Below are 24,402 nucleotides of genomic sequence, written 5' to 3' on the forward strand. Positions count from 1 at the left end.
GATGCGGTGTGACACCGGTCAGGGGAGAAATCAAAGCGATGCAAAAGAGCATTTTCATCACTGGCGGCGGATCGGGCATCGGCCGCGCGACCGCGCAGCTTTTCGCGACCAAGGGCTGGTTCGTCGGCCTCGCCGATGTAAACGCAGCGGGGCTGGCCGAAACGGCGGCGCTACTGCCCAAGGGCATGAGCAGCCAGCATGTAATGGATGTCCGCGACCGCGATGCGTGGGAGGCGGCGCTGGCCGATTTCGCCACACATACCGGCGGGCGGCTCGACGTGTTGTTCAACAATGCCGGCATCGGCACCGGCGGTGCGCTCGAGGCGATGGACGCCCGCGATGTCGAGCGCGTGATCGACATCAACCTGAAGGGCGTGTTCTGGGGCGCGCAGGTCGGCTTTCAGTATCTCAAGAACACGCCCGGTTCCGCGCTGGTCAGCACGTCATCGGCGGCGGGGATTTACGCCAGCGCGGGCATGTCGGCCTATTCGGCAACGAAGTTCGGCGTCCGCGCAATGACCGAATCATTGGACCGCGAGTGGAAGGATGCGGGGGTCAAGGCGCGGACGATCATGCCGAGCTTCATCGACACCCCGCTGCTGAACGCGACCGCCTCGGGATCGAACGTCGCGATCCGCGATGTGGTGCGCGAGGCGGGGCTGGAGTTCACGCCGGTCGAACAGGTCGCGCAGGCGGTGTGGGACGCAGCGCATGGCAAGAAGGTCCACACGCTCGTCGGCAAGACCGCGCGGCGGCTGAAGCTGGCAACTACCTGGGCGCCGTGGCTATTGCCGAAGCGGCTGTCGCCGAAGGAGTGAGACAACCTAAGTACGTTCAGCGTATGCATCTTCCTCAAATATCCCGGTCAATATGCGACGTCTTTTGAGTGGGAGGTATTTTAGAAGCCTGAATTCTGTCACTAAGCTGGAAAGGTCTTTTGAGTATTTTGAGGTTGAATTGAACGCAATCAATCCAACCTCAAAACTAGTTAGCTGAGACCTGAGAATATTTCCATAGTATGCCTTTTCATCTTTGTTTAACCTATGGTCTATTCCGATATTATTAAGTATCGTATATATAATTCTAAAATATGGAGCAAAACAAAATTCATATCTTGCCTGCACATAGTTGTTATATTGAGCTGCAACTACATTTTTACTGATCTTTTTACTTCCTGAATGAGCTTTAAAGGCCCAATAGTTTACTTCATAGTAAGCAGCTTCAATCGCCGCGTGCGAGCTTTGTTTGCCGCTCATAGCGTACATTGACTTTGTTGATATAAAAGAGGATGTTTGTTGGTAGACCAATTCAGCTCTGAGGCTTCGCATAAGGTCGAGCAGCTTAAAGAAATTTCCTTCAAAACGAGAAAGATGCTGATCCTTTTGCTGCTCTCCTAAAGCGAGGTATTGTAAGTATAACGTGGCAGCTACCGCGCTTGTACCAATTGCTCCCACAAGCGCGTTAAAACCACCGAAAGAGTCGCCCCAAGCACCAGCAGCAGCAGTCCTTGCTGCAACAACTGTCTCATAGGGCTCAATCGCACCAGCCCACACAGCCCAAAAGCGCGCCGTCGCTCCCCAAATCATCCATGCCAAAAATACTAAGAAGAGAACCATTACGATAAAAACCGGACGGGGCACGAGACGTAAAATCTCAAAGGCCTTCGCTTTGGACACGCGAATCAATCCCCTTCTATGATGATACACTTTCATTGTCTTAGCGACGCCAGTGACATGCAACTATGCCTGTCCAAACAGGTCTCTGGGCGCGGAAAGCGTGACCGGAAAGGCGTTGGTCTAAACTGTTCTACTCTCCTCGGCGACATTACCGCACCCTACTCCAGCAACGCCTCAATTCCCCGCGCCAGCGCGACATCGCGCGCCGACAGGCCGCCCGCATCGTGTGTGGTGAGCAGCACGTCGACGCGATTGTAGACGTTAGACCATTCGGGGTGGTGGTCGGCCTTTTCGGCGAGGATTGCGACGCGGGTCATGAAACCGAACGCCTCGACGAAATCGGCAAACACGAACGCCCGCGTCAGCGCGTCGCGCGTCTCGTCGTAATCCCATTCGCCGAGTTCATCGAGCGCCGCGGCGCGTTCGTCTTCGTCGAGTTGTTCGATCATTTGCGTGTCCCCTGGTTGCGGCTATGTCGCAGGGGTGAGCGCCTCCGGTCAAATCCCTCCTTCGCTGGACGATATCGAACGGCTGGCGCGGGCGGCGCTCGACCGGCTGCCGGGGCCGTTCGCGGCGCATCTGGCGGACGTGTTGCTGATCGTCGAGGATTTTGCCGAGGACCGCATTCTCGCCGAGATGGAGATCGAAAGCCCGCTCGACCTGTCGGGGCTTTATTCGGGCCGCCCCATCGGCGAGCCCGCGCAGACCGGTGACGTGCCCGCGACCATCCACCTTTATCGCCGCCCGATCCTCGACGAATGGTGCGAGACCGGTGAAGCGCTCGACCATCTGGTCGCGCATGTCGTGGTGCACGAGGTCGGCCATCATTTCGGGTTGAGCGACGCCGATATGCATGCGCTGGAGGAGGCGGTTGCCTGATTGGGGGGCAGGCCCCCCACAGCCGACTTGGCTGAGCTTGTCGAAGCCTGCTCGTCTTCAGCGCGGGCGAATGTTCGGGATAGAAGAAGGCCCTTCGACAAGCTCAGGGAAGTCGTGAGGGTGGGACTGTCTTTCGCCGACGTCACCTGCGCGCGCGGCGGGCGGGTGCTGTTTTCGGGCGTAAGTTTTGCGCTGGGGGCGGGCGATGTGCTGACGGTCGGCGGCCCCAATGGCGTCGGCAAGTCGAGCCTGTTGCGGGTGGCGGCAGGCTTGTTGCGGGCGGAGGCCGGCGTCGTGACCCGCGACGGCGATGTGGCGCTGGCCGATGAGGCACCCGCGCTCGACCCCGCGCTGCCGCTCTCCCGGGCATTGCAATTCTGGGCGGATATCGACGGCGGCAGTGTCAAGGATGCGCTTGCAAGCGTCGATATGGCGCACCTCGCGCAAGTCCCGGTGCGAATGCTCTCGACCGGCCAGCGCCGTCGCGCGACGCTCGCACGGACCTTGGCCAGCGGCGCGACCATCTGGCTGCTCGACGAGCCTGCCAATGGCCTCGACGCGGCAGGCGTGACGATCCTCGAAGGGCTGATCGCGACGCACCGGCTGCGCGGCGGGATCGCGGTCGTCGCCACGCATCAGGCGCTCGCCCTGCCAGACGCGCAATCGCTGGTGCTGGGATGAGCGTGTTCGTCCGCCTCGTCGCCCGCGACCTGTCGCGCGCACTGGCCAGCGGCGGCATTGCGATGCCGGTCGTGTTCTTCCTGCTGGTCGCCACGCTCTACCCGTTCGCGGTCGGCCCCGACGCCGTGCTGCTGGGCAAGAGCGGCGGCGGGATGCTGTGGGTCGCAGCGTTGCTCGCGGCATTGCTGCCAGTGGACCGCCTCGTTGCGCCCGACGCGGCAGCGGGGGTGCTCGACCAGCTGGCGGTGCGCGGCATCAGCGACGAGCTGGTCGTCGCGGCGAAGATGGTGGCGCATTGGGTGGGCTTTGCGCTGCCGCTGATGCTGGCGGCGGTGCCGGCGAGCGCGCTCCTTAATCTCGACGGGGCAGTGCTGATGAAATTGGAGATCGGTCTGTTGCTCGGTACGCCCGGGCTGGCCGCGCTCGGGGTGCTGGTCGCGAGTCTGACGACCGGCCTCAAGGGCACCTCGGCGTTGACGGGTCTGCTGATGCTGCCGCTAGCTATTCCGATCCTGATTTTCGGCGCAGGCAGCCTTGCGCCCATCGACGGCGGCGCGCTGAAACTTCTCGCGGCGGCATCGCTGCTGCTCGTGGCGCTAACCCCGTTCGCGGCGGGCGCGGCTTTGCGGGCAGGCCGCGAATGAAGCTGTCGCCCAAGGAAAAGCTGCGCCTGATCGCGCGCGATGCCAAGGTGCTGTGGATCGCCGCGCGCGACCCGCGCACGCCGCGCATGGCCAAGGTCGTGGTGGGGCTGGTCGCGGCCTATGCGATCAGTCCCATCGACATTATTCCGGACTTTATCCCGCTGATCGGCTGGCTCGATGACTTTGTCGTGGTGCCGTTCGGCATCCGCTACGCAATGCGGCTTATCCCGGCGGACCTTCTCGCCGAGTTCAGGGAAAGAGCCGCCAGCGATCCCTCAATCCCGGACCCAGCGCGCCCAGATCGCGGTCGGCAGAACTAGCCCGCGCGCTTCCTCGCGCACGCCGAGTTCCCCACATTCGACGCGTCCGGGCAGGTCGCCGAACGCCTGTTGCAGCAGCTCCCCGATGGCGAGTGCCGACAGGCGGATGGCGTAAACCGTCAGGAATACGAATGCCGATTTGTCGTCGACCAGTGCACGGACACCGGCGATCAGCGGGGCGAGATCGCGTTCGAGTTGCCACACTTCGCCCTCCGGTCCGCGCCCGTACTTCGGCGGGTCGAGGATAATCCCGTCATAGCGCCGCCCACGCCGCCCCTCGCGCGCGGTGAATTTGGCGGCGTCGTCGACGATCCAGCGGACGGGCTTGTCGGTCAGCCCGCTTGTCGCCGCATTGGCCTTCGCCGCTTCGACCGACTTCTTCGAGGCATCGACATGGGTGACACTCGCGCCCTTCGATGCAAGCGCGAGGCTGCCGACGCCGGTATAGCCGAACAGGTTGAGCACCTGGGGTGCATCGTACCCCGCCAGCCGCTCGCGCGCCCAGCTCCACACCGGCATCATATCGGGGAAGAAGCCCAGATGCCGGAACGGCGTGGTCTGTGCGGTGAAGGTCAGATCGTCCCAGCTCAGCTCCCAACCCGCACGGGGCACATCGCGTTCGAACACCCAGCGCCCGCCGCCGTCCTCGTCCGCACCGGGGACGAACTCGCCGTCCGCGTCCCAATCCGACGTCGCGGGTACCCACATCGCCTGTGGTTCGGGCCGGATGAAGCGATACGGCCCGTACCGCTCGAGCTTGCGCCCCTCGCCGCTGTCGATGAGGGCGTAATGATCCCAAGGCTCGCCGATGAGGGTGTGTACATTCATCGGGAAAAAGCGCCCGTGCCGAAGGCGCGAATGGTTTCACGCGAAGGCGCAAAGAAGAAGGAAGGAAAGACGCAAAGATTTTGAGAGCGCTTCGCGCCTTTTCCTTCTTCTTTGCGCCTTCGCGTGAAACCCGTCACCCGGCCCGTTCCAGAACATATGCCCTTATAGCGTCCAAGGTCGCAGGCAGCGTGTCGAAGCGTTCCTGCCGGTCGAACAATCCCGCGACCCGTGCGGGCAGTGCCGGGCGGATGCCGGTCGCACGTTCCACCGCCTCGCGGAACTTGGCGGGGTGCGCGGTAGCGAGCGTCACGACAGGCACATCGCCCAAATCGTCGGAGCGCGCCGCCGACAGGGCGATGGCCGTGTGCGGATCGACGACATAGCCGCATTTGTCATGCGCCCAGCGCATCGCCATCGCCATGCCGTCGCTGTCTACCCGCGCGCTGCTGAACAGGTCGCGCGCCGACACCAGCATATCGGCAGGGATCGACAGCTTCTTCGTCGTTTCGAATTCGTCCATCATCCCCGCCAGCGCGGCGCCGTCGCGGCCGGACAAGTCGAACAACAGCCGTTCGAAATTCGATGACACCTGGATGTCCATCGACGGCGCGGCGGTCGGCTCGACGCGCTCGCAGCTGTAATCGCCCGACGACAGCGCGCGGTGAAGGATGTCGTTGACGTTGGTCGCGACGATTAGCCGAGCCACCGGCAACCCCATCCGCGCCGCGACATACCCTGCGAACACATCGCCGAAATTGCCCGTCGGCACCGAGAAAGCGACGGGCCGGTCGGGCGCACCGAGCCGGACGGCAGCGTAGAAATAATAGACCACCTGCGCCATCAGCCGCGCCCAGTTGATCGAATTGACGGCGGACAGGTTCAACCGGCCCCGCGCCTCGCTATCGGCGAACATGGCCTTCACGATCCGCTGCGCGTCGTCGAAATCGCCTTCGACCGCGATATTGTGGATGTTGGGCGCGAGCACCGTCGTCATCTGCCGCCGCTGCACATCGGACACGCGACCCGCCGGGTGGAGCATGAACACCTCGACCTTGTCGCGCCCCGCCAGCGCATCGATCGCGGCGGACCCGGTATCGCCCGAGGTCGCGCCGACCACGGTCAGCGCCGTGTCGCGTGTGCTGAGGAAGCGTTCGAACAACAGCCCGAGCAGTTGCAGAGCGACATCCTTGAACGCCAGGGTCGGGCCGTGGAACAGTTCGAGCAACCAGTGCTGCGCGTCGAGTTGGACGAGCGGCGTCACCGCCGCATGATCGAACCGTCCATAGGCCTCGGTGCACAGAGCCCGCAGCGCGTCGTCGTCGAGCGCCCCCGCGACGAACGGCCGCATCACCGTGACGGCGGTTTCGACATAGGATTTGCCCGCGAGGCTCGCGATCTCCCCTGCGGTCAGCACCGGCCACTCGCGCGGCACATATAGGCCGCCATCCGACGCGAGGCCCGCAAGCGTGACATCCTCGAACCCAAGCGCGGGCGCGTTTCCTCTGGTGCTGATGTATTCCATAATGGCGCAGCGCGTAGCGGCGGTTGCCCGTGGCTGCAAATCGTTAACCGTGCCGCGAAGCCGGATCGTAACGGGCGCGGTGCTAGGCACGCCGGATATGGTCAAGCAACCGGCCCTTGTTGTGCTCGCGCTGATCGCCGGGGTCGCGCTGTCGTCGCGCCCGCCCGCGAGCAGCACGCCGCCGCGCGCCGAGGCGAACACGTCCGACACCGCCGACGATCGTTCCGACACCCCCGATGCGAGCGCAAGCGCCCGCGACGTCGTCGTCCTGCAGCGCGAAGCCGACGGGCATTTCTATGCCGATGCGACCGTCAACGGCGCGACCATCCATTTCATGGTCGATACCGGCGCGTCGAGCGTTGCCCTGACCCAGGCCGACGCGCAGCGCGCGGGCATGTTTTTCTCCGCCAATGATTTCAACCAGATCGGGCGCGGGGCGGGCGGGGAGATCGCCTTACGGTCGGTCAGTCTGGACCGGGTCGCGGTCGGCAATATCGAGGCGCGCGACGTGCGCGGCGTGGTGATCGGCGGCGACGGCGACATGTCGCTGCTGGGGCAAAGCTTTTTGGCGACCTTGGGCGGCGTGAGTATCGAGGGCGACACGATGGTGCTGCGTCCGGCGTGACGCGGCCCGCGGCAGCGGCTTTGCAGCCACCCGAACCGGCAATTCCGGCACATCCCACAGCGCCTCATTGCCGTACCCCGTCACCGGCGTGTCGATCTCGACCGCCTCGTCGGTGCGCGCCGCCGCTGCGACCAGCCCGCGATAGAGCCAGCTCGGCAGCCGGTGATGCTCGCGGTCGAGCTGTTGCTGCTGCTCCGGCGTCGGCGCGGGCGGCGGCGGAGGTGGCGGTTTCTGGCCGAATGGCTGCTGGATAATCGCCTGGGTGACAGCGGCCTGTTGTGCGGGGGCGGTGGCTGGAATCGTGAGCGCCAGCAACCACCCGACTTGGCTGAGCTTGTCGAAGCCTGCCTTTCTCCGCACGACGCGAGGAAGAAGAGAAGAAAGGGGCTTCGACAAGCTCAGCCGAGTCGGTAGCGGGAGGGCGCGCTCCAACTCAAGGCACTTTCCGCACCGGCACCGGAATGTTGCAGATATCCGCCCCGCCTGCGGGATGGATGAAAAACGCGTCGCGGCGGTTGGCGCGCGCGGCGGCGTAGCGGGCGAAGCTCGCGCTTTCGGTCGACAGATATTGGTAGCGCGGCAGGTCGGCGACCTCGTTGCCCAGCCGCACCGCGACGATCCCCTCGCGCTGCTCGGGCTTTTCGTAGAACCCCAGCGGCCCCGTCCCGCGCGGCAGGCTCGACAGATGCTCGATCCCCGCGATCACGCGGCCCACCAGCGCGATATTGCGGTCGAGGTGGCGCGGCGCATGGCCGATGACGGTGTAAAGCTCCGCCCCCGTCCCCGTATCGGGCGGCATGTCGCGCCCGACTCCGACCATGCCGTAGCAGTGGACGGGCCAAACAGTTTCCGTGTCAGTTCCGACGGGCCAGCCATTCGCAATCTCGGTCTGCCAAGCGTAGGCATCGCTGCTTACGTCATTTTTCCCATCAACAGGGCTGTACGACCTCGGCGACCGTTGCGATGACTTAACGGTAGAGACGGTGTGCCAAGACCGAACCTTCGAAAAGTCGATTGCGTAATCACTCTGCGACACCTTCGCCAAACCCGGCGGCAACCCCTTCGCCTTCGCCTTGTCCTCGGCGTTTGCGTCGCCCCATTGCACGACATAATTATCCTGAACGCGGTTGATGCTCGTCGCGTCCCAGAAGCGCGCGGCGGCCAGCTTGCGGATGTTGCCGACCCACCCTTGCGAAAACGGCGGCGGCATCAGCTGGATGACGACGCGGCGCTTGTTGCCATCGCGGTCGGGCGCGAGGTCCATCACCAGCAGGTCGGACGCCTCAATCGCGACCCAGTCCGCCGCCGGTGCCGCCGCCACGATTTCCGACGGGGCCAGCACCTTGGGCGCAGGCGGGGGGGCGGGGGCCTGCCCGGACAGGACAAGCAGCGCGAGCGGCAAGGCGATCCTCTTCATCGGCCCAACCTTGCCTAAGCACGCGCGCCTGTCTAGGCGGCACCGTTCCAGTGCATGCGGAGCGGTGGCCGAGTGGTCGAAGGCGCTCGCCTGGAAAGTGAGTAGGGGGTGCAAGCCTCCTCCAGGGTTCGAATCCCTGCCGCTCCGCCAGCTATCCCGTTTACGCAGCCGGCACTTGACGACCCGATGCCGTCCCTATCTCCGCGCAGCGAGCGAGATCAGGAACTGGATTGCGGCCCGGCTGGGCAGAAAGAAATAGCCACCGGCACGAAGCGAGACATAGGACGCGATCCCGTCGATCTGGATCGGTCCCGGCGCTACGGGGACGGTTAGTTTTCCTTTCGACCCGCGCGGGTTGCCCAGCAGCGGGTCCGGTTCGTCCTTCAACCCGTGGAACGAGGTCGCATTCAGCCAGGTGTGCTGCACGAATTCGAACTGCCGCTCGATGTCGGCACACAGCGCCATGAACAATAGCCCCTTCTTCTCTTCGCCTGCATCCGGGCGATAGGCATAGCTGCGCCCGCGCCTGAGCAATCGGTGGCGATTGGTGATCTGTTGCTCGCTGGCGTCGCCGGGTTCCAGGCTGTCGCGCGGATTGGCACGGCGGATGTGTGCCCCCAGCGGACATTGCAGCCCGCGCGGATCGTCCACCCCATAGGTAAAATCATTATCCGGGGCCTCGTTCGCGGCGACGTGGCACGGGCCGGTCGGGTTGCCGACCAGCGGCGCGCCGTTCGGCCAGCGTCCGACGAGCTTTGCCCCGACCCAGTCGCCGTCGATGTTGGCACCGGTAACCCCGGCAAGTTCCGGATATCGCTTGGCAAGGTCGTGGGCATGATCGTCCAACGACTGGCGAAAACCGCGCACATTCTGATCGAGCTGGCGCAGCACCATGAAGCTGCCATTGCGGCCCAGATCGCGCGCCTCCGCCGCGCTCGAATTCGCGCCGTAGCGCGGGAACCGGTTCGATTCGACCGCACTGACCGTCGGCAGGTCGTTGCGGACATCCTGTTCGGCACCGACCACGATTGGCGGCGGAAAATAGCCCTGGTCGTTGCGATAGCCCAGCAGGAACTCCCCGGGCGCGATCAGGTCGCGAGGCGCAGGCCGGACAGCAGACCGTAGGCTGCCCCGGATGACGGGTTGCGAAATGCCGTCGCGGAACCCGAAATGTTCGCGCCGCTCCTCTGCTGGATGTTCCGGCGTGGATACCGGCGTGCAGGGGACAGCATGAATGATGTGTCCGCCGAAAATTTCGAGCATAAGCCGGTGGCTATCGACGAGTTGCCGGTGTGCGTCGGCAGGAGGCGCCGGCGACGCCCCCGGAACGTCGATTTCGCTCCCATAGATGGTGATGACGGCATCGACGGCGCGTTCGTCCTGTTCGCCATCGTTCCATAGCCAGGCCGCGCTCCCGCCATCGCCCAAAACCCGTGTCCGCGCTGCCATGCCCATGGCGAAAGCTGCGGGAAAGGCGTCGAATCCGGTGCGCGGATCGATCCCGCACCGGCGCAGTCCGGCAGCGGTCAAGCCGAGGACGGCGCCGCCACGTTCGACCGGGCGGTCGCCGAACGCAATCCGGGCTTCGGCAGGGAGGCGGTACTGGACCTCCGTGCCTGACTGCGCGGCCTTGGTCGTCCGGCTTTCGGGACGACGGTTTTCAGCACCCTGGTCGTATTCCCAGCGCTTGGGCAGGCCGACAAAAGCGTCGGGAGTCGTAAAGACGATTCCGCTGAGTGCCTCGAGCCATGCTTGCCGTTTGCCGGAATCGGCCGGCAACCGGACCAGCAGGCTGGTCGAATATTCCAGCTTGCCGAATCCGGTGAAGACGATCGATTGCGTTTCGTGCGATTCGAGTTCGCCGTCCTCGCGCTGCGCCGAGCCGAAACAGGTCAGCCAGCGCTGCGCGTCGGTGTCGTTCGCCGCCCGCGCCAGGCCGTCCTCGATCAGCGCATTATTGCGGATCTGTTTCGTGGTGAGGTGCGGAAAGCGACTATACCAGAACGCTGTCGGCCGCTGCTGGCGGCGGACCCAGCGTTTGAACCGGTCGCCGTCGGCAGCGCCTTCATTGATCAGGTAGCGGGTGCGCGGAAAGCCGACGCCATTGCCCCACGCCGCCGACTGGCCCTGGTGGGCGCGCGTGATGAAATCCTCCAGATAGCTCTCCCATGTGCCATCGTAGTTCGACAGGAAGACAAACTGGTTGGTTTCGGGCACCCGCAGCCATTTGGCCTTGTGGATGGTGCCCATGGTGACCACGAACCCCGGCCTGAACCAGAACGCGATGCTCTGTTTGATGCCCCACAGTGCAAAGGCAAAAACAAAGCGGCGGAACAGCCCGGGCTTGAAGGGCATGACCGCGATGATGTGGTTCTGTTCGTAACCCGGCGCGTCCTCGCGGGCAGCGATTTTCCGGATATTGCCAAGCTCGGGTGCGCGCTCGTCGACCGGATCGTGTTTCTCGTGGCAGCGCAGCAGGAAGATCAGCGCGGCGACCAGCGCGGTCGTGGCCAGCACGATCGTCGCCAGGCTGCCGACCAGCGCCCCGGTCACGGTCCAAAGCCAGCCGAGGAAGGTCGGCGGGGTCATCTCCCAATGCACCCAGATGAACGAGGCGACCGTGCCCGCATAGAGCGCAATAAATCCGACGAGGAAGGGCCGGAACGCCGCCGACCACAGTAACGGCCACAGCGGTGACCAGATCGATTCCGGCGCCACCCAGTCGGCGATCTTCAGACGTTTGCGGCCGGGCCGGCTGATCGCGTAGCGCAGCGGCGTTGCGCGTTCGAAAAGCTGTCGCCAACGGCCGCGCCGCAGCCCGTAGAAGCTGTCTTGTTTCACGAACCGCCGGACATGGGTCAGCGCATCCATTGCGCGGGTCGATCTGGTGAGGTGCGGGGTGAAATGCCCCAGATTGCCAGCAAAGAAATGCGCAATGGCGTCGCGCGAAAAATCTGCCAGCTGCTCCTGCCGCGCGACATCGGCGACCGAGAATTCTTCGGTGCCGTTGAAGTGCAGGCCGGTCGAACCCCAGGGGTAGCAGTGCAGATTGCGCGCCTCCGCGCGCAGCCGCCCCGCCAGCGCGGCGGCATCGGCAGGCTGGCTTCCGTCCGGGTTACAATGGGCATAAACCGGCGCGAGCCATTCAAAGGCGTGTTCGGCCACCGCCCCGATCGCCCGGTCCTGTCCGCCATCGGCATTGATTTCGAACAACAGGATCGGCGTGTCGTCGTCGGGGCCCGCCTCGATCGCCGACAGCGACGCAAAATGGACGAGCCCGGTCGCCTTCAGCGTTTCGGCTGCTTGCGGGTGCGCCGGATTGCCCAGAGCTTCGAGCTGGCGGATGAGGGCATCGAGTGCGGTACCATCACGTACCGGCGACGTAATGATGATCATCGACTGACCGGTACCCGGGTCGTCGAACACCATGTCGAGCCGGGTCGGGAAAGGGCCGGTCCGCATCATTTCCCCGTCTCGGTCCGGCGCGGTTCCGAGCCCGTCCCGCCGGAGCAGCACCGCGAAGATTTCGACCATTTGGGTCATCGCAATCTCTGCGCCGAGGCAGACATGCGGCCCGTCGCCGAACATCAACCAGGCGGCACGGGCAATGTCCTCGTCGGTTTCCATGGGAACGCGGCCGTCGCGCAACGCCGACATGACCGCGACCAGAACGATATCGCTCTTGCGTACCTTACGGGCGCGCCAGCTGCCTGCGGCTATTGTGGCGTCCTGGCCGACGCTGCGCCACTGCCCCGGCGAGAGTGCGGGATTGCGGCGGGCGGCCTTGAGCAAAGCGAGTTTGAGTGCTTCCCGGTCGTTCGCCCGCGCCGCCTTTATCGCAGCGGCCATCAGGCGGGGATTGTCGATCAGTTCCTCGAGAATATTGCCGCAGGCGAGCGTGACCGTCGGGATCAACGCCGTCGTCAGGCCGATCAACGAAGCCCGCGCCAGCTTCGGTTTCATATGGGCATCGGTGATGAACCGGTCGACAAGGGTCGCCCGCTCGCGGGAACTGTTCGGGTGCTGTACATTGTTGGCCTCGACGCGCGCGATGGCATCGTCGAAGGCGGCGCGCAGGTGCGCGGCGGCGATCAGCGCCTGTCGGCGCGTATTAGGGTCGCCGAACGGGTCGCCGAACAACAGTGCCGACACGGCCATCGTCCATTCGGCGAAGGTGTCGGGATCGCCCGCCGTCACGCCCAGATAGGTGCAGCACACTTCGGTTGAACAACGCGTGATCAGGTCGCGCATCACGTCGATCCGGCCGTCGCTGGCATCGAGCAACGCGGTGGCATGATGTTCGGTCCATCGCGCGATATCGGCAATGTCATCGGGTTTGAACTGGCCGTGGAGAGCCGCCCGGAGCGCCTCATGCTCGGCACCCTCCATGCCGAGCACCGAATTCTGGTCGCCGCCTAGCTCGGTCATTTCCAGCGCGTAGCAATTCGGGAAATGGATGTTGTCGCGCAAGACTTCACGGACATCCGCCTCGCGGGTGACGATGATGAGTCTGCCGATGCGGGGATTGGGCCAGAATGTTCGCAGCAGGGCGAAAATGGCGGGCATCACGCGTCGAAAGGCGACACGCCACAGGCGTTGTGCGATCCGGCTGCGGACTGCCATGCTCTGGAAATCGAACAGCTCAAGCGGTGCGGGCGGCCGGTTCCGGTCTGCCTGCTGGGCGGCGATGATCGCATCGGGATATTTCAGTTTCCACATATATGCCCCCATCGCCGTCCGGCAAAAAGTTCAGCTCTCAGCTGATTCTGCGGTGAGCAGGCCGGATTTAAGCATCGCGTTCCAGGCCGAATCGGCAAAAGGGAGCCAATCCAGTTCAGCCGATGTGAAATGCGGTCTCACTGCCGAAAGCTCGCTGCGGGCCAAGCGCGCTTCGGACACCCGACCGAGCTTCACCAAGCTGTTGACCCGGATCGTATGGGCGAGCGCGTAGCCGGGGCGGCGGGCGAGCGAGAGATCGGTATAATCCAGCGCCCGATCGTAGTTGCCGAGCATGAAATGCGACACGGCGATTTCCCCGAGGACGTAGAATGTCTGGCCATCGACCGGGCTGAGACGCAGCGCCATCTCAAGCGGCTCGAAGGCAGCGGCAGGCACGTTCGAAAGATAATGACAACTGCCGAGTTGTGCATAGGCGCGGGCGAGGCTGGGATTCAGCCTGATTGCATCGCCGATCAGCCCTTTTGCGCGCCCGTGATTTCGCATCCACATCTCGGCCATGCCGACCAAGAGGTATCCGCGTCCGTCAAAGCGGTCGGCTGCGACGGCGCGCAGTGCGATGGCGCGCAGCACGGCAATTTTTTCGGTGCCGTCGCGGCGCGACCAGATCGACCAAGCCTTGGCGTAGGCTGCCTGGATGAGCACCTCTGCTGAGTTCGGCCTTTGCAACAAGGCTTCGGCAAGAAGTCTATCCGCAATTGCCGCGTCATCGCGTGAGAGTCGCCAGAGATGCCACCGCGCGCGCCAGACCATCTCATCGACATCGAGTCCGTCCAGGCTACGATTGATGAGCTCGGTCTGTTCGGCGGTATCGACATGGGCGTCGAGACGGGCCACGATCTCGCGCGCCAGCACCCCGACCTGACCCGTTGCGGCGACATCGCCGACGGGTCGCTGTTCCGACCACAGCAGCCGCGACCGTCTCGTATCGAACAAGGATATCTGAAGAGCGGGCACCCCCGTGCGGATAACCAGCTGGCCGCGGACGACATAGCTGGCCCCGACCATCGCCGCTGCCGCGCTCGAGGTCAGCTGGAGTGCCGCCAGTTCGCTGGCCGACCCCATAGCGATGACCGGCAGCCAGCGCAGCCGCGACAGGCGGTCGATCAGGTCTTCGGCCAACCCCTCGGCCCAGATGTCGAGGGCCCGATCAACCGTTGCATTGGCGAAGGGGAGGACCGCGATCGCCGCCCGCCCGCCGAACCCTGCAGGCGGCTTCGATAGATCGAGGACATTTTTGGGAAGCGGCCGGAGCGTCGCCGGACCAGTCGGCAGCGTCCCGAACCGCGCGCGCTCGTTGCGAAGCCAGTCCTCGAACCCCTCCTCGCCGGGAATATCGAGTCCTTCGAGAAACTGCGACCGGGCCAGTAACGTCCCGGTCACATCGGGATCGCCGGCCTCGCGGATATCGATCGAAAACCGGTCGAGCTGCAGCGACACCCGATCGCGGTCGGCCGCGATGGCGCTCTCCCCACCAACTGCAAGCAACTGGCGCAGGTTGGCGAGCTCGCGGCGCAGGCTGCCCTTTGCCTGTTGCGGCGCGCGCGAACTCCACAGCCGGTCCTCCAGCCAGTTCCGCGTCCGTTCGCCGCTGGGGGCGGTAGCGAGAAGCGCGAGCAACGCCATGCCTTTCCTGCTGGATATGTCGATCCGCCGCCGGTCAGGCGCAAACAATCGAAGCGGACCCAGCAATTCGAGTCTGAACAATTCCGGTCGAATCGGCATGCATTGGCCCCCCGTGCACGCCAAATGAATAGACGCGCCGACGCACTATTCACGCACTTTTTCACGCAAGGCGAACGCCGCGATCACGCCGCCCGAACTATTCCTGCCTAACGGAGGCAGCTGTCCGGCTCCGAATCTCTCCGGGCGAGTTGCGTTGCGTTGCGTTTTTACTTTCATCCGTGGGCGACCGGTGTCGTCGGCGACACAAAGAGGGATGTCCGATGGCATTAACCGATACCGATCTGAGCGTGCCGATCGACTGGCGAGATGCCCGGTTTGCGCCGATGCTTGCCGAACTCCAGGGCCATATTCTGAAGCATCACGGCCGCGACCACAGCATCCATCTGCTGCTCCGGTTCGACGGCACTGCCGAGCAGACCAAGCCCGCGCTCGCCCGGATCGGCGAGAATGTGCTGTCGGCGCTCGCTCAGCTCCGGCAGGTAGCAGCCAGAAAGTCGGGCGGCGCGCAGGACGGCGGTACCGTCATCTTCCTGTATCTGTCGGCTTCGGGGTACGCGAAGCTCGGGTTGACTCCACCGGACGATCCCGCGTTTCGCGATGGCATGCGGCACCGCGGCGATCTCGCCGACCCGGATGTATCGGCCTGGGAGCCGCATCACGCCGAAGCAATCGATGCGCTGACGATCATCGCCGATGTCAACGATACCGAAGCGGCTGCCGCCGAAACCGGCTTTCTGCCGATCCTCGACGCTGGCGGAATCGCGATCGTCGGTCGCGACGTCGGGCGCGCGCTGAGAGGACCCGGCGGCAAGGGCCACGAGCATTTCGGTTATGTCGATGGCATCAGCCAGCCGCTGATGCTGGCCGACGATGTCGCCGACGAGGCCGCACAAATGGGGATCGACCGCTGGAACCCTGCGTTCGGCCCCGGCGACATCGCCTTGGTCCGCGATCCCCATGGTGTCTCGCCCGACAGCTTCGGCAGCTATCTGGTCTATCGCAAGCTCGAGCAGGATGTGCGCGGGTTCAAGATTGCCGAAAGGGCGCTCGCCACTGCCGCACACATTGTCGATCGCGAACGCGCCGGCGCGATGGTCGTCGGGCGGTTCGAGAACGGAACGCCCGTCGCGCTGTCCGGCAGCGACATGCCCGCCAACGCAACCAACAATTTCAACTATGCAGAACCCGCGACGGGCAACGATCCGGACGGTCTCAAATGCCCGTTCCAGGCGCATATCCGCAAAACCAACCCGCGTGGAGATACCGGCGACGGCGACAGCGAGCGCCAGCATCTGATGCCGCGCCGGGGCATTCCGTTCGGCGAACGGTCCGACGTCTGGACCAACGACATCGACGCAACCAAGCCGGATCACGGCGTCGGCCTGATCTTCATGGCGTTCAACCAGGATATCGGCCGCCAGTTCGAGTTCACCCAGTCGCTTTGGGCCAATAATCCCGGCTTTGTCTTCGGACGCGATCCCGGCCTAGATCCCGTGATCGGCCAGGGCGACCGCGACCTGCAGCTGTGGCGCGAACGATGGGGCGACGCGACCGCGCCGACCTGGCCGTTCCAGTTCGAACAGTTCGTCCACATGCGCGGCGGCGAATATTATTTCGCGCCGTCGATCGGCTTTCTGAAGTCGCTGGCATGAAAACGCCCCCGCCCGCCGACACGCTGAGCGAAACAGAATTCGCGCAGCTGAAAGACTATTTCCGCCGCTCGACCCTGACGCCGGTGCGGACTTTCGGCGAGGACGCCCAGAGCAAGCTGGATATGGGCAAGGTGATTGGGGGTCTGCAATCGCTGGGTCCATTAAAGGTACTGCTACCCGACGACCGTCTGATGCAAGGCGCGTTCGAGGTCGGTGTCTACCCGTGGGTGCGCATTTGCCGACTGGAGATCCGTTACGCCGATCGCAACAACAAGCCCATCAGCGAACCGGTGATCGGCACAGGTTGGTTTGCCGGTCCGAAGACGATTATCACGGCCGGCCATAACCTGTACGAAGTCGGTTGGGAGCGGCGGGACAGAGCCGACGGCCCCGCTATGGGCATCATGGCGGACATCTGGATAGGGTATCGTCAGGGCAATGCGCTTGGTCATGTCCAATCTGCCGATTTCCATGTTCACGATGAATGGCGAAGCTTCATCGACACAAACCCGGTGGAGAGCGTCAAGAGATCGCAGCTCGATTTGGGATGCATCCAGCTTTCCGGGGCCGTTTTCGATTTTCCCCGCTATTTCGACCTAAACGCCGCGACGAACGCCGAGCTTTCGGGGCAGGCGGCAACCATTTCTGGCTATCCGACGGACATCGACGGCGGGGAGGTCCAGCACCGCGCTACCGCACAGATCGGCGAGGTCTCGCCGACCTTTTTCTACCATGGAATCGATACCGGCCGGGGACAGAGCGGAGCGCCCGTCTGGCTCGGCGGAACGGATGTCGCCCAACCGTCGATCGTCGGCATTCACACCGGCGGGGACGACGACGAGCGACATAACTGGGCGCTCAGGATGACGCCCGGCGTAAAGGCGAAGATCCAGCAATGGGTCGCGGAAAACCCGTGACGCGACGTACCCGCCCACTTCTTTTTAAAATGCAATTGCCGACGAGGGGAACGATCATGAAGATGCTGCCTGCAATCACGCTCTGCGCCGTGACAGTCACCGGATGCGCGAATACCCCCCACGCCACAATCGGCTATTTAATGGCTCGGACGGACGCGCAGGTCACGGTCGTCCGCACGGTCAAATGCGACAAGGACAACCACCCGCACATCGTCGACTTGCCCAAACTCGATGTAAGCTATCGAGCCGATCCCACCGCGCCCGGGACGCTGGATACATCGAAGCTTGACGGGGCGTTTTCAGACACCACTCTCGATCTGAAATTCACTGCCGACCAACGCCTCGCTTCGGTCAACGCCACGTCGACAGGACAGGGCGAAGGCATTTTGAAGGCCGCGCTATCGCTAGCATCCTCCATTTTTCTTCCAAAGGCCAATACCGAGAGCGGCGTCAAACCCCTCGGCACGCCATCGCAGACGGAAGTCGAGCAGCAGTGCGCAAAGCTCACGCGCCTGTTTGGCGACAATCCGATGACAATCGCCTATACAGGCAATATCGCGTCGAACCGGTTGACCGACGACAAGGGTATACCGCTGCCTGACGAGCAGGCATATGATTTCGAGCTGCTTCCTGTTCCGCAGGACAAGCAGCTCCGCTCCGACTACAGCGCGCTTTTGGGAACAATTTGCGTCAAGCATACGGCGAGTGCCCAGATCTCGGCACCAGTCACCAAGATTGCCTCAATGGGCAACTATGCAACGCTGACCGCACGGCAGCCACGCCCCACCGCGCTTCAAATTTCGATCAGCAACGACCGGAAACAGTGCCCGATCGAGGACAAACCCATACCGATGTGGACAAGCGCATTACCCGTCGGCCAGCTCGGCACGAAATACCAGATCCCCATCCCTCATGCGGCAGTTTTCGGCAAGCAGAGCTTCGACCTGGTGCTCGATGACAGCGGCGCGCTCACCCAGCTCAAATACGGCAAGGAAACCGGCGCGGGACAGGCGATCGCGGTCGCGCAGCAGGCTGTCGATACTGCCAAGCCGTCGACCGACGCCGAGCGTACGGCGGCGATCAATGCGGAGATCGAGCTTCGCAAGGCACAGGAACATCGCGTCAAATGTCTCGCCGACCCGGCTGCCTGTTGAGGCAGTAGCGGCGCCTTCGAACCTCCGGCGTTCCGTATTAACCTCTACGTGGCTCCCGGCGTCGGGCGAATGATTCCGCCTGACGCCCTCCACCAGATCCTGACGCCCTCCACCAGATACCGTCTCCGCTCGTCACCGGCAGCGACCTCTCCGCATCGAGGGGGCGCTGTTGCGGCATCGATGTGCGGCGGCACTGGTCCGATGCCCGTCGGCGCGGTAGCGTGACCGGAATGCAGCGCGGGCTGCCAATAACGACGGGATGGGAGAGCGATGACGAACACGGCATTCCTGCGGTCAGCCGCCCTTGCGGCACTGGTTTTCCCTGCGATGGCGCAGGCACAGTCCGAGCCTTCGCCGGCGTCCGATATGGCCAAGGCAGAGGCGCGCGCGGCAGCAACGGTCGCGCAGATGACAGCGGACGAAAAGACGGTCCTGACCTATGGCTATATGGCTTTGCCGCTTGGCCCGGGGGCAAAACTGCCCGCCGATTCGGTGCTGGGCGCAGGCTATGTTGCGGGGATCGCCCGGCTGAAAATTCCGGCGCTCAAGGAAACCGATGCGAGTCTGGGCGTCTCGTGGGTGATGGGGTTGCGCGGCGACGGCGGCGCGACGGCGCTCCCGTCGGGCGTGGCGATGGCCTCGACATGGAATCCCGACTTGCTGCGGCGCGGCGGCGCGACGATTGCGGGTGAGGCACGGGCCAAGGGGTTCAATGTGCTGCTCGCCGGTGGAGCCAATCTGATGCGCGACCCGCGCAACGGGCGCACTTTCGAATATCTGAGCGAAGACCCGCTGCTGACCGGTACTTTGGTCGGCGCATCGATTGCCGGTATCCAGTCGGCCAACATCATTTCGACGATCAAGCATTTCGCGCTCAACGGGCAGGAAACGGGGCGCAAATTCGTCGATGTGAAAATATCCGAAAGCGCGGCGCGCGAGAGCGACTTGCTGGCGTTCCAGATCGGCATCGAGCGCGGTCAGCCGGGATCGGTGATGTGCGCGTATAACCGCGTCCACGGCAAGCAGGCGTGCGACAGCGACTGGCTGATGAACAAGGTGCTAAAGCAGGACTGGCGCTACAAGGGGTTCGTCATGTCCGATTGGGGCGCGGTGCCCGGGCTGGGGGCTGCCCTCAACGGGCTCGACCAGCAATCGGGCGCGCAGCTCGACCCGAAGGTCTTCTTTGCCGCGCCGCTGGCCGAAGCGGCAAAGACCGACCCTGCCTATGCGCGGCGGCGCGACGACATGAATCGGCGCATTCTGACCGCGATCTACGCCAACGGTCTCGACACACATCCGGTGGCCAAGGGGGGCAGCATCGATCTTGCTGCCAATGCCGGGGTCGCCGAGGAAGTCGCGCGGCAGGGGATCGTGCTGTTGCGGAACCGCGGCGATGTGTTGCCGCTCGCCGCCGGCGCGAAACGCATCGCGGTCATTGGCGGCTATGCCGATACCGGTGTGCTGTCGGGCGCAGGGTCGGCGCAGGTGCAGGGCGCAGGCGGGCCTGCGGCTGTCGTGCCGATGGGCGGCGACGGACCGTTCGCCCAGTTCGTCAATCAGCAATACCACCGCAGTGCGCCGCTCAAGGCCATCAAGGCGCGGGCGAAGGACGCGGCGATCAGCTTCAACGACGGACGCTATGTCTCGGCGGCCGTTGCCGACGCGAAAAAGGCCGATGTCGCCATCGTCTTTGCCACCCAATGGGCGACCGAGGGCATCGACCAGCCCGATCTGTCGCTGCCGAACGGACAGGATGCCCTGATCGCGGCAGTCGCCGCCGCCAATCCCCGCACGATCGTCGTGCTCGAGACTGGCGGGCCGGTGCTGATGCCGTGGCTCGACCGGACCGCCGCAGTGGTCGAGGCCTGGTATCCCGGCGCACGCGGGGGCGAGGCGATCACGGCCGTGTTGTTCGGCGACGCAAACCCGAGCGGCCGTTTGCCGATCACTTTTCCCGCCAGCCTCGACCATCTGCCGCGTCCGCAACTCGACGGACTCGGCACGATCGAAACCGATTTCAGTGGGGCCGGAAAGCCCGGCGATGCAATCAGCGCCGATTACGACATCGAAGGCTCGGACGTCGGCTACCGCTGGAACGCGCGCAAGGGGCACAAGGCCTTGTTCCCGTTCGGGCACGGCCTCAGCTATACGACCTTTGCAGCGTCGGGCCTGAAAGTTTCGGGGCTGAGCGCCAGCTTTACTATTGCCAACACCGGCAGGCGCGACGGCGCGACCGTGGCGCAACTCTATCTGGTGTCGCGGGGCGGCGAAGCGAAGCAGCGGCTGGCGGGGTATCGCCGCGTGTCGCTGGCGGCGGGGACGTCGCAATCGGTGACGCTGGCGATCGACCCGCGCCTGCTGGCCGACTGGAAAGACGGCGGGTGGACCCTATCGGGGGACGACTACGGGTTTGCGCTCGGCGACAGTGCCGAAGCGCTGGGTCCGGTGGTCAAGATCCGGATCGGCGCGCGACGCTGGCGGGATTAGAACGGCGACAGTCCCCGATCCCGCTTAGATGAAGGGCGCTCCAGAACCCCGGTTGGTCAGCACCTTCCGGGTTCGGTGGCGCCGCACGAGTTGATGCGACCAGCATCCTGCATTTGCTGTCCCGCCTCTTGCGCGCCGCGCGACCGCGCGATCCAGTCGGCGCGGGTCATGCACACTTTGCGCGTCTGGACCAGCGACCCGGTAATCGATTCACGACGGCAAATGACGCGATCGGGATCGTCGCGACCCTTTGCGGCCGGTGTCGCAGTCTTGGTTTCGGCGACCAGTGTCGCAGGCAAAAGGCACAGCAGGACAACAACCGGCATATGGCGCAACATGGACGTACTCCCGGGACAATCGATGCCGTCCTTGTCGCAAGTCCAAAGACCGTCCGTCAATGGGGCGCGCGGCGCTGGCATTATCCCGACCCCTGCGCCATGAGCGCATCCGGCATGACCCAGAACCCCGTCAGCACCGCATCCTTGCAGGCGCATGCCGACGCCTTGCTAGGCGCGGGCGATGTTGGGGGTGCAATCATGGCCTATCGCGCCCTGCTCGATCGGGTGCCCGCACGCGCCGACGCCTGGTACAATCTCGGCTATCTCCAACGTGTCCAGCGCGATTTTGCCGGTGCGCTCGACAGCTATTCACGCGCACTGGCCTGCGGGGTGTCGGGACCGGAAGCGGTTCATGTCAACCGCGCGGCCATCCTTGCCGAGCATTTCCACGACCCCGACGCCGCCGAGGTCGAACTGGGCAAGGCGATTGCCGCCAATCCGGCGTTCGTGCCCGCTTGGCTGAACCTGGGCCTGTCGGGAGAGGATCGCGGCGACGCGGCAGCGGCACGCTTGGCCTATGCCGAGGCCGCCCGGATCGATCCCGCATGCGGGCGCGCCCACGCCCGGCTTGCCGCACTCGACGTGATCGCCGGCGACGCGGCGTCGGCAGCAACACGGCTCGACGCGTTGCTGACGCGGCCATTGCCGCCGGCCGAGGCAGCCGAGATCGGGTTCGCACTCGGCCACGCGCGCGACGCGACGGGGGACTACGATGCAGCTTTCGCGGCATTCGTCCGGGCGAACCGCACCGCACAGGCGCTGGTCCCGCCACCATTGCGCTATGACCGGGTCGCACACGACCGGCTGATCGACGACCTGATCCGCGCGTTCCCGCACGGCCACCGCCACGCCGCGCCGCTGGGGGGCGATCCGCCGCTGTTCGTCTGCGGGATGTTCCGGTCGGGATCGACCTTGTGCGAACGTCTGCTCGCGCGGCACAGCCGGGTGACGGCGGGCGGCGAACTCGAGACGATCCCGGCGCTGGTCGCCGCGCGGCTCCAGCCCTATCCGGCGGCAGTCGCGGCGCTGCCCGATGCAATGCTCGACGAATTGCGGAGCGATGTGTTGCGCGACGTGCAGGCGCGCTTCCCGGCTGCCGACGTGCTGACCGACAAATTATGCGCCAATTTCCTCCACATCGGCCTGATCAAGACGCTGTTTCCGGACGCGAAAATTATCCACACTAGGCGTCATGCGCTCGACAATATCCTGTCGGTGTTCTTCCTCTATTTCGACGACAGCATTTCCTACGGTTTCGCGCTCGACGATGCGGTGCATTACTACAGGGGCTACCGGCGGCTGATGGATCACTGGCGTATGCTCTACGCCGACGACATTTTCGATTTCGATTATGACGCGGTGGTCCGCGATCCCGAACCGGCGATGCGCGGCCTGCTCGAATTTTGCGGACTCGAGCCTGAAGCGGCGTGCCTTGCGGGACAAGCCGCGGAAGGCGCGGTCCGCACGGCGAGCGCCTGGGCCGTTCGCCAGCCGCTCAACGACCGTTCGTCGGGGCGCTGGCGCAACTATGCCGCGCATATCCCGAATGCGATCGCCGCGCTCGACGGTTATTGAGGGTCGGTAATCGCGTAGAAATCGGCGAGCAGCGCCTGCTCGTCGGGCGTCAGATGCGGGTTCCAGACGTCGAAGATCAGGACGATGCGCGGCTTGTCGCTGTCGTTCCACGCTTCGTGCTCGATGGTGTCGTCGAACGCGAAAGCCTCGCCCTCGCGCCATTCGCGCGTTTCGCCGCCGACGCGGAAGCGGCACCCGTCGGGCACGACGAGCGGCAAATGGATGATCGCGCGGGTATTGGTGACGCCGGTGTGCGGCGGGATATGCGCGCCCGGTTTCAGGATCGAGAAGAACGCCGACGGCGCCTTGCCGACGACGCGGTTCTGCGGGGCGAGGTCGAGCGCGGCGGCGGTTTCGGGGCACAGGTCGCACACCGCATCGTTGCGAACCCCGTATTCCCACAGGAAGCACGCGCTCCAGTCGAGCGAGCCGTCGAGCGCAGTCCATTTATTGTCGGGCGTGCCCTTGTCCATCCGGACATAGGGGCGGATCGCTGCGCCGCCGCCCGCCATGATCGCCAGCGCCTCGGCCCGGATCGCGTCGGTCCGCGCCTCGACCGCCGACAGCCAGGGGAAGAGATCGCGGTCGAAGAATTCGTCGGCGGGGAGGAAGGGGAAATGCACGCCCGCACATTCGTTGCGATAGATGGTGCGGCCATGAAGGCTGTGATCGACGCAGGCGCGGAAGCGGCGGGCGGCAGGGCCCATGGCCGAAAGCCGGTCGCCGAGCGCCGCGTCGAGCGCGGTATCGAGCGCGCTGTTGTGCGCGGCGAGAAAGGCGCGGCCGCGGGCCTTGGCATCGACAATTCCGGGCGGCGGCTGATCGATCGTCGCGGCAAGCTGGACAACCGCACTCCACGCCTGCGCCGCTTCGCGCAAGTCGCCGCGTCGTTCGTGGAGCTCGGCAAGGCGCAGCTGGCCGACGAAGTGCCGCCGGTCGATGTCGAGCGCCGCGCCGAGGGCGGCACGTTCGCCCGCATCGTCGCCGAGCATGCGACAAGCGGTCGCGACATTGATCCACAGGGTCGGCTCACTCGGATCGGCGACGGCAGCGGCACGAAAGCGGTCGCGCGCGCCCGACGGATCGCCGTTGGCAAGGCCATGCGTCCCCAGCATGTTGAGAATGCGCGGCTCGCCGGGTGCGAGGCGCAAGGCATTCTCGAGCAACCGCCCCTCTTCCCGCCCGTCGCCGCGCTGGCGGGCAGCGGCCGCAGCGGTCAGCAGTTCCATAACAGGCGGGGCAAGTTCGCTCATAGGCTTACCCG

General features: G+C 64.6%; 20 protein-coding genes and 1 tRNA gene. 12 read left to right on the plus strand and 9 right to left on the minus strand.

Annotation, left to right across the window (positions count from 1 at the left end; translation table 11 throughout):
• The first annotated feature begins 38 nt into the window (after positions 1-38).
• On the plus strand, positions 39-818 hold the full coding sequence (locus M0209_RS12535) for an SDR family oxidoreductase (protein ID WP_258888602.1): 780 nt from the start codon (positions 39-41) through the stop codon (positions 816-818).
• Between the two features lie 6 nt (positions 819-824).
• On the opposite strand, the gene M0209_RS12540 is transcribed toward M0209_RS12535, so the two are convergent.
• Both M0209_RS12540 and M0209_RS12545 read right to left on the minus strand, forming a co-directional pair.
• The gene (locus tag M0209_RS12540) at positions 825-1,676 is read right to left on the minus strand and encodes a putative phage abortive infection protein (RefSeq protein ID WP_258888603.1); all 852 of its coding nucleotides are present in this window, start codon (positions 1,674-1,676) and stop codon (positions 825-827) included.
• 158 nt (positions 1,677-1,834) lie between these two features.
• Positions 1,835-2,125, minus strand: a complete 291-nt coding sequence (locus M0209_RS12545) for a 4a-hydroxytetrahydrobiopterin dehydratase (RefSeq protein ID WP_258888604.1) — start codon at positions 2,123-2,125, stop codon at positions 1,835-1,837.
• Between the two features lie 34 nt (positions 2,126-2,159).
• Here M0209_RS12545 and M0209_RS12550 point away from each other — a divergent pair, with 34 nt between their 5' ends.
• From M0209_RS12550 to M0209_RS12565, 4 genes are all read left to right on the plus strand, one after another.
• Positions 2,160-2,555: a metallopeptidase family protein gene (locus M0209_RS12550; protein ID WP_258888605.1), complete on the plus strand. Its 396-nt coding sequence runs from the start codon at positions 2,160-2,162 to the stop codon at positions 2,553-2,555.
• 114 nt (positions 2,556-2,669) lie between these two features.
• Positions 2,670-3,236 carry a heme ABC exporter ATP-binding protein CcmA gene (ccmA, locus tag M0209_RS12555; protein WP_258888606.1) on the plus strand — a complete coding sequence of 189 codons (567 nt, stop codon included), beginning with the start codon at positions 2,670-2,672 and terminating at the stop codon, positions 3,234-3,236.
• Complete coding sequence (locus M0209_RS12560) at positions 3,233-3,880, plus strand: heme exporter protein CcmB (protein WP_258888607.1); 648 nt, start codon at positions 3,233-3,235, stop codon at positions 3,878-3,880. The genes ccmA and M0209_RS12560 overlap by 4 nt, the downstream gene beginning before the upstream one ends.
• Complete coding sequence (locus tag M0209_RS12565) at positions 3,877-4,200, plus strand: YkvA family protein (protein WP_408988203.1); 324 nt, start codon at positions 3,877-3,879, stop codon at positions 4,198-4,200. Before M0209_RS12560 ends, M0209_RS12565 begins: the two co-directional genes overlap by 4 nt.
• On the opposite strand, the gene M0209_RS12570 is transcribed toward M0209_RS12565, so the two are convergent.
• A complete protein-coding gene (locus M0209_RS12570; protein WP_258888608.1) occupies positions 4,156-5,028 on the minus strand; it encodes a class I SAM-dependent methyltransferase in 873 nt (290 codons plus the stop codon). The two genes, M0209_RS12565 and M0209_RS12570, sit on opposite strands and share 45 nt — an antisense overlap.
• Positions 5,029-5,161: 133 nt before the next feature.
• Positions 5,162-6,550: a threonine synthase gene (gene thrC, locus M0209_RS12575; RefSeq protein ID WP_258888609.1), complete on the minus strand. Its 1,389-nt coding sequence runs from the start codon at positions 6,548-6,550 to the stop codon at positions 5,162-5,164.
• Between thrC and M0209_RS12580 the strand changes: the two genes are divergently transcribed.
• The gene (locus M0209_RS12580) at positions 6,540-7,175 is read left to right on the plus strand and encodes a TIGR02281 family clan AA aspartic protease (RefSeq protein ID WP_258888610.1); all 636 of its coding nucleotides are present in this window, start codon (positions 6,540-6,542) and stop codon (positions 7,173-7,175) included. The genes thrC and M0209_RS12580 overlap by 11 nt on opposite strands.
• Before the next feature lie 433 nt (positions 7,176-7,608).
• On the opposite strand, the gene M0209_RS12585 is transcribed toward M0209_RS12580, so the two are convergent.
• Complete coding sequence (locus M0209_RS12585; protein WP_408988204.1) at positions 7,609-8,592, minus strand: peptidylprolyl isomerase; 984 nt, start codon at positions 8,590-8,592, stop codon at positions 7,609-7,611.
• Positions 8,593-8,650: 58 nt separating this feature from the next.
• Here M0209_RS12585 and M0209_RS12590 point away from each other — a divergent pair.
• A tRNA-Ser gene (locus M0209_RS12590) sits at positions 8,651-8,742 on the plus strand.
• Between the two features lie 45 nt (positions 8,743-8,787).
• On the opposite strand, the gene M0209_RS12595 is transcribed toward M0209_RS12590, so the two are convergent.
• Both M0209_RS12595 and M0209_RS12600 read right to left on the minus strand, forming a co-directional pair.
• Complete coding sequence (locus M0209_RS12595) at positions 8,788-13,311, minus strand: Dyp-type peroxidase domain-containing protein (protein WP_258888611.1); 4,524 nt, start codon at positions 13,309-13,311, stop codon at positions 8,788-8,790.
• A 30-nt stretch (positions 13,312-13,341) separates the two neighbouring features.
• Entirely contained in the window at positions 13,342-14,955 is a 1,614-nt protein-coding gene (locus M0209_RS12600) for a hypothetical protein (RefSeq protein ID WP_258888612.1), read from the minus strand.
• A 320-nt stretch (positions 14,956-15,275) separates the two neighbouring features.
• Between M0209_RS12600 and M0209_RS12605 the strand changes: the two genes are divergently transcribed.
• The 4 genes from M0209_RS12605 (at position 15,276) to M0209_RS12620 (ending at position 21,225) form a co-directional block, all read left to right on the plus strand.
• Positions 15,276-16,667: a peroxidase gene (locus tag M0209_RS12605; RefSeq protein ID WP_258888613.1), complete on the plus strand. Its 1,392-nt coding sequence runs from the start codon at positions 15,276-15,278 to the stop codon at positions 16,665-16,667.
• On the plus strand, positions 16,664-17,584 hold the full coding sequence (locus M0209_RS12610) for a serine protease (RefSeq protein WP_258888614.1): 921 nt from the start codon (positions 16,664-16,666) through the stop codon (positions 17,582-17,584). Before M0209_RS12605 ends, M0209_RS12610 begins: the two co-directional genes overlap by 4 nt.
• Before the next feature lie 56 nt (positions 17,585-17,640).
• Positions 17,641-18,738 (plus strand): hypothetical protein, encoded by a 1,098-nt coding sequence (locus M0209_RS12615; RefSeq protein ID WP_258888615.1) that lies wholly within the window; start codon positions 17,641-17,643, stop codon positions 18,736-18,738.
• Positions 18,739-19,008: 270 nt separating this feature from the next.
• Positions 19,009-21,225 carry a glycoside hydrolase family 3 protein gene (locus tag M0209_RS12620; RefSeq protein WP_258888616.1) on the plus strand — a complete coding sequence of 739 codons (2,217 nt, stop codon included), beginning with the start codon at positions 19,009-19,011 and terminating at the stop codon, positions 21,223-21,225.
• 56 nt (positions 21,226-21,281) lie between these two features.
• Here M0209_RS12620 and M0209_RS12625 read toward each other — a convergent pair whose 3' ends face one another.
• Positions 21,282-21,563: a hypothetical protein gene (locus M0209_RS12625; RefSeq protein ID WP_258888617.1), complete on the minus strand. Its 282-nt coding sequence runs from the start codon at positions 21,561-21,563 to the stop codon at positions 21,282-21,284.
• Positions 21,564-21,677: 114 nt separating this feature from the next.
• On the opposite strand from M0209_RS12625, the gene M0209_RS12630 reads away from it, so the two are divergent.
• On the plus strand, positions 21,678-23,138 hold the full coding sequence (locus M0209_RS12630) for a sulfotransferase (RefSeq protein ID WP_258888618.1): 1,461 nt from the start codon (positions 21,678-21,680) through the stop codon (positions 23,136-23,138).
• On the opposite strand, the gene M0209_RS12635 is transcribed toward M0209_RS12630, so the two are convergent.
• Positions 23,132-24,391 (minus strand): aspartyl/asparaginyl beta-hydroxylase domain-containing protein, encoded by a 1,260-nt coding sequence (locus M0209_RS12635; protein ID WP_258888619.1) that lies wholly within the window; start codon positions 24,389-24,391, stop codon positions 23,132-23,134. The two genes, M0209_RS12630 and M0209_RS12635, sit on opposite strands and share 7 nt — an antisense overlap.
• Positions 24,392-24,402 lie beyond the last annotated feature (11 nt).

Source organism: Sphingomonas sp. SUN039 (genome assembly GCF_024758725.1).
In the GTDB taxonomy this organism is placed as follows: domain Bacteria; phylum Pseudomonadota; class Alphaproteobacteria; order Sphingomonadales; family Sphingomonadaceae; genus Sphingomonas_O.

Excerpts from the sequence above, each read along its gene's own strand:
- M0209_RS12535 (WP_258888602.1), top strand. The coding sequence starts at position 39 with ATGCAAAAGAGCATTTTCATCACTGGCGGCGGATCGGGCATCGGCCGC.
- M0209_RS12545 (WP_258888604.1), bottom strand. The coding sequence starts at position 2,125 with ATGATCGAACAACTCGACGAAGACGAACGCGCCGCGGCGCTCGATGAA.
- M0209_RS12560 (WP_258888607.1), top strand. The coding sequence starts at position 3,233 with ATGAGCGTGTTCGTCCGCCTCGTCGCCCGCGACCTGTCGCGCGCACTG.
- M0209_RS12565 (WP_408988203.1), top strand. The coding sequence starts at position 3,877 with ATGAAGCTGTCGCCCAAGGAAAAGCTGCGCCTGATCGCGCGCGATGCC.
- M0209_RS12570 (WP_258888608.1), bottom strand. The coding sequence starts at position 5,028 with ATGAATGTACACACCCTCATCGGCGAGCCTTGGGATCATTACGCCCTC.
- M0209_RS12580 (WP_258888610.1), top strand. The coding sequence starts at position 6,540 with ATGTATTCCATAATGGCGCAGCGCGTAGCGGCGGTTGCCCGTGGCTGC.
- thrC (WP_258888609.1), bottom strand. The coding sequence starts at position 6,550 with ATGGAATACATCAGCACCAGAGGAAACGCGCCCGCGCTTGGGTTCGAG.
- M0209_RS12585 (WP_408988204.1), bottom strand. The coding sequence starts at position 8,592 with ATGAAGAGGATCGCCTTGCCGCTCGCGCTGCTTGTCCTGTCCGGGCAG.
- M0209_RS12595 (WP_258888611.1), bottom strand. The coding sequence starts at position 13,311 with ATGTGGAAACTGAAATATCCCGATGCGATCATCGCCGCCCAGCAGGCA.
- M0209_RS12600 (WP_258888612.1), bottom strand. The coding sequence starts at position 14,955 with ATGGCGTTGCTCGCGCTTCTCGCTACCGCCCCCAGCGGCGAACGGACG.
- M0209_RS12605 (WP_258888613.1), top strand. The coding sequence starts at position 15,276 with ATGGCATTAACCGATACCGATCTGAGCGTGCCGATCGACTGGCGAGAT.
- M0209_RS12610 (WP_258888614.1), top strand. The coding sequence starts at position 16,664 with ATGAAAACGCCCCCGCCCGCCGACACGCTGAGCGAAACAGAATTCGCG.
- M0209_RS12615 (WP_258888615.1), top strand. The coding sequence starts at position 17,641 with ATGAAGATGCTGCCTGCAATCACGCTCTGCGCCGTGACAGTCACCGGA.
- M0209_RS12620 (WP_258888616.1), top strand. The coding sequence starts at position 19,009 with ATGACGAACACGGCATTCCTGCGGTCAGCCGCCCTTGCGGCACTGGTT.
- M0209_RS12625 (WP_258888617.1), bottom strand. The coding sequence starts at position 21,563 with ATGTTGCGCCATATGCCGGTTGTTGTCCTGCTGTGCCTTTTGCCTGCG.
- M0209_RS12630 (WP_258888618.1), top strand. The coding sequence starts at position 21,678 with ATGACCCAGAACCCCGTCAGCACCGCATCCTTGCAGGCGCATGCCGAC.
- M0209_RS12635 (WP_258888619.1), bottom strand. The coding sequence starts at position 24,391 with ATGAGCGAACTTGCCCCGCCTGTTATGGAACTGCTGACCGCTGCGGCC.